Origin of the sequence: Streptomyces sp. SID5785, from assembly GCF_009870065.1 — a bacterium.
Classification (GTDB): domain Bacteria; phylum Actinomycetota; class Actinomycetes; order Streptomycetales; family Streptomycetaceae; genus Streptomyces.
In genome coordinates, this window is sequence record NZ_WWIA01000570.1 from 1 (window position 1) to 3,598 (window position 3,598).

Here is a 3,598-nt window from a genome sequence, read left to right on the forward strand (position 1 = left end):
GGGATCTACGGCATGAACTTCGACCACATGCCGGAACTGCACCGGTCGTGGGGCTACCCGACGGTGATCGCGCTGATGGTCGTCCTCGAGGTGTTCCTCTACTGGCAGTTCAAGAGGCGCGGCTGGCTGTGAGGGCGCTCAGGCGAACTCGACGGAGGTGGTCGCGGGGCCGCCCAGCGCGTCGCGCCGCTCGGGCATCTCCAGGGAGACCATCCGCCGCCAGCCGCCGAGCCGCTCGTACGCGTACACGGCGTGGATGCCCGCCGCGAGCACGGCCGACTTGGCGCGGGGCCAGCCGAGGATGCGGCCCATGTGGTCCATGACGGCGAGACTGACGTCCCGGTAGACCGCGATCTCCGCGAGGGCGCACTCGCGCAGGATGCGCTGGATGGTGCGGCCGTGGCCCGCGTAGGCGAAGCGCAGCAGTTCCTCGTGGCAGTAGGCGAGGTGGTTGTCCTCGTCCTTGGAGATCATCTTGACCGCGCGGCCGATGTCCGGGTGCTGTGCGAAGTACTTGCGCAGCATCTCCATCTGCTCGGAGGCGCGCTGTTCGGTGACCCGGCTGTGCGCGAGGTACGTGACGACGTCGTGCACGGAGAGCGGTTCGTCGCGCTTGAGCTGATCGTGGGCGAGGCCGATCCCGTGGCGCTCCAGGAGCATCGTGTAGTCGGCCTCCGCCGGTACGGGGACCGGGCGCAGGCCGCGCTTCTTCATGAGGGCGTGGAAGATGCGCCCGTGCTTGTCCTCGTCCGCGCCGTGCCGGGCGACCTTGGGGGCGAGGTCGCGCTCGCTCTCGGGGACGAGGGCGGCGATCCTGCCGTTCTCCCAGCCGCCCTGGGACTCGCCGCTCGCGGCGATCGAGCAGAACAGCCGGAACGACTCGTCGTCGTCGAGGATCTCCTGGAACAGACTCTTGGCCGACAGCATCGTGGAACCTCCCAGCCGCTTCCTGGCGTGTGCACAGGATTTCGTGCCTGGGCGCGTCCCGCGACTCGGGACCGGCCCGGGGCGTGACCGAACCGCCGCCGGCGCGTTGTTCCCCGTGACGGCCGTGGCGGGGAAGACACCCCGAGCCCCCACCACGGCCGCAGAACCTCTCCCCGTGCCGACGGCCTACGCGAGGCCCGCGCGCTCCAGCGCCTCGGTGCCCGCGCGCAGCGAGGCGAGCCGCTCGTCGAGCGAGAAGCCGGCCGGGGACAGCGTGAGCGTGGTGACGCCGGCGGCCGCGTAGGCCTTCATCCGGTCGGCGATGCGGTCGACGGAGCCGAGCAGGGTGGTGGAGTCGATGAGCTGCTGCGGGATCGCCGCGGCCGCGCCCTCCTTGTCGCCGCCCAGGTACTTCTCCTGGATCTCCGCGGCCTCCTTCTCGTAGCCCATGCGCCGCGCGAGCTGGTTGTAGAAGTTCTGCTTGGGGCTGCCCATGCCGCCGACGTACAGGGCGGTGTACGGGCGCAGCAGGTCGGCGAGGGAGCTGACGTCCTTGTCGTCGCCGACGGCGATCGGCACGGTGGGACAGACGTCGAAGCCGTCCATGGTCAGGCCCGCCTTCTCGCGCCCCGCGCGCAGGTGGCGGACCGCGGTCTCCTCGAGGTGCTCGGCGGAGGGGAAGATCAGCAGGGCGCCGTCGGCGATCTCGCCGGTCTGCTCCAGGTTCTTGGGACCGATCGCCGCGATGTAGAGCGGGATGTGGGCGCGCTCGGGGTGCACGGTCAGCTTCAGGGACTTGCCCGGTCCGTCGGGCAGCGGCAGCGTCCAGTGGGCGCCCTCGTAGGAGACGCGCTCCCGGCTCATCGCCTTGCGCACGATGTCGACGTACTCGCGCGTGCGCGCCAGCGGCTTGTCGAACTTCACGCCGTACCAGCCCTCGGAGACCTGGGGGCCGGAGACGCCGAGGCCGAGCCGGAAGCGGCCGCCGGAGAGCGAGTCGAGCGTCGCGGCGGTCATCGCGGTCATGGTGGGCTGGCGGGCGGGGATCTGCATGATGGCCGACCCGACGTCGATCCGCTCGGTCTGCGCGGCGACGTAGGAGAGCACGGTCACGGCGTCGGAGCCGTAGGCCTCGGCGGCCCAGCAGACCGAGTAGCCGAGCCGGTCGGCCTCCTTCGCCACGGTGAGGTTGTCGGTGTCCATGCCCAGGCCCCAGTAGCCGAGGTTGATGCCGAGCTTCATTGACCACATCTCCTTAACGCCGTGCCGGTCCACAGGATTACCCATCGGTAACGTCCCTTGCCGGGCACCCTAGCGCGCTCCGGGCGCCCGCAGTCGTCCACAGGCTCCCCGATCGCCTGCCGGGGCCAGTAATCTCAGCGCCCATGGAGCAGAGGCATCTCGGCCGCACCGGCCTGCGCGTGTCCCGGATCGGACTCGGCACCCTCACCTGGGGGCGGGACACCGACGAGCACGACGCCGCCGACGTGTTGAAGACCTTCTGGGAAGCGGGCGGCACGCTGGTCGACACGGCCGACGTGTACGCGGACGGGGAGGCCGAGTACCTGCTCGGGCGGCTCGTCGAGGGGCTGGTGCCGCGCCGCGACCTGGTGATCTCCACCAAGGCGGGCAGCGTGCCCGACCCGGACCGCCGCTTCGACGGCTCGCGCGGCCATCTGCTCTCCGCGCTCGACGCCTCGCTCACCCGGCTCGGCACGGACTACGTGGACCTGTGGCAGGTGCACGCCTACGACCCGGCGACGCCCCTGGACGAGACCCTGCAGGCGCTCGACATCGCTGTCGCGAGCGGCCGGGCGCGGTACGCGGGCGTCTCCAACTTCTGCGGCTGGCAGCTCGCCAAGGCGGGCACCTGGCAGCTCGCGGCGCCGGGCGCGCGCACCCGGCTGGCCAGTACGCAGATGGAGTACTCGCTGCTGCAGCGCGGCGTGGAGCGCGAGGTGCTGCCCGCCGCGCTCGACCTCGGCATCGGCCTGCTGCCGTCCTCGCCGCTGGGCCGCGGCGTCCTCACCGGCAAGTACCGCACGGGCACGCCGGCGGACTCGCGCGGCGGCTCGGACCACATGGCCCCGTTCGTCGCGCCGTACCTGGACGACACCGCGGGCCACATCGTGGACGCGGTGTCCATAGCCGCCGACGGTCTCGCCGCGACGCCGCTCCAGGTGGCGCTCGCCTGGGTCAGGGACCGGCCCGGCGTGGCCGCCCCGATCGTCGGCGCGCGCAACGCGCAGCAGCTCACGGCCGCATTGTCAGTGGAGGCCCTTAGTCTTCCTGACGAGATCTGCCAGGCGCTCGACGACGTGTCGGCGCCCGTGCACCGCTATCCCGATCAGGACTGGAGCACGTTGTGAGTACGGAGTCCGCCGCCGAGGAGAGCGGCCCGGGGCCGGGCCCCGACGCCGCGCCGGTCTCCTCCGGGGCCCCCGAGGAGACGGCCGTTCCCGAAGGCACCGCCGCGGACGACGCAGACGGCGCAGACGGCGCAGACGGCACGGAGGACGCGGCCGCCACGGACGGCACGGAGGACGCGGCAGGGACCGCCGCCGCGGAGGCCGCGCAGGTGTCGGAGGCCGAGGCCGAGCTCGCCGCCCAGCGCGATCTCCGCGAGCGGATCGACCGGCGCAAGGCGGCCAAGGAGGGCCCGATCGACGCG

The 3,598-nt window shown here is 72.2% G+C and carries 4 protein-coding genes and 1 pseudogene; 3 read left to right on the plus strand and 2 right to left on the minus strand.

Features of this window, described 5'->3' with window-relative positions; all coding sequences use genetic code 11:
* On the plus strand, positions 1-132 hold a 132-nt coding region (locus GTW43_RS18545; protein WP_272922541.1), incomplete at its 5' end, for a CorA family divalent cation transporter.
* A gap of 6 nt (positions 133-138) precedes the next feature.
* On the opposite strand, the gene GTW43_RS18550 is transcribed toward GTW43_RS18545, so the two are convergent.
* Both GTW43_RS18550 and GTW43_RS18555 read right to left on the minus strand, forming a co-directional pair.
* Positions 139-927, minus strand: coding sequence for a ferritin-like domain-containing protein (locus GTW43_RS18550; RefSeq protein WP_161303135.1), 789 nt, complete (start codon positions 925-927; stop codon positions 139-141).
* A gap of 186 nt (positions 928-1,113) precedes the next feature.
* Positions 1,114-2,169, minus strand: a complete 1,056-nt coding sequence (locus tag GTW43_RS18555; protein ID WP_161303136.1) for an LLM class F420-dependent oxidoreductase — start codon at positions 2,167-2,169, stop codon at positions 1,114-1,116.
* 143 nt (positions 2,170-2,312) lie between these two features.
* Between GTW43_RS18555 and GTW43_RS18560 the strand changes: the two genes are divergently transcribed.
* Positions 2,313-3,296, plus strand: coding sequence for an aldo/keto reductase (locus GTW43_RS18560; protein WP_161303138.1), 984 nt, complete (start codon positions 2,313-2,315; stop codon positions 3,294-3,296).
* Positions 3,293-3,598, plus strand: a pseudogene (locus GTW43_RS18565) (DNA helicase RecD); the annotation flags it as partial. The gene GTW43_RS18560 and the pseudogene GTW43_RS18565, both read left to right, overlap by 4 nt.

What these genes read in the sequence shown, in the direction of transcription:
- GTW43_RS18550 (WP_161303135.1), bottom strand. Translation starts at nt 927, where the DNA reads ATGCTGTCGGCCAAGAGTCTGTTCCAGGAGATCCTCGACGACGACGAG.
- GTW43_RS18555 (WP_161303136.1), bottom strand. Translation starts at nt 2,169, where the DNA reads ATGAAGCTCGGCATCAACCTCGGCTACTGGGGCCTGGGCATGGACACC.
- GTW43_RS18560 (WP_161303138.1), top strand. Translation starts at nt 2,313, where the DNA reads ATGGAGCAGAGGCATCTCGGCCGCACCGGCCTGCGCGTGTCCCGGATC.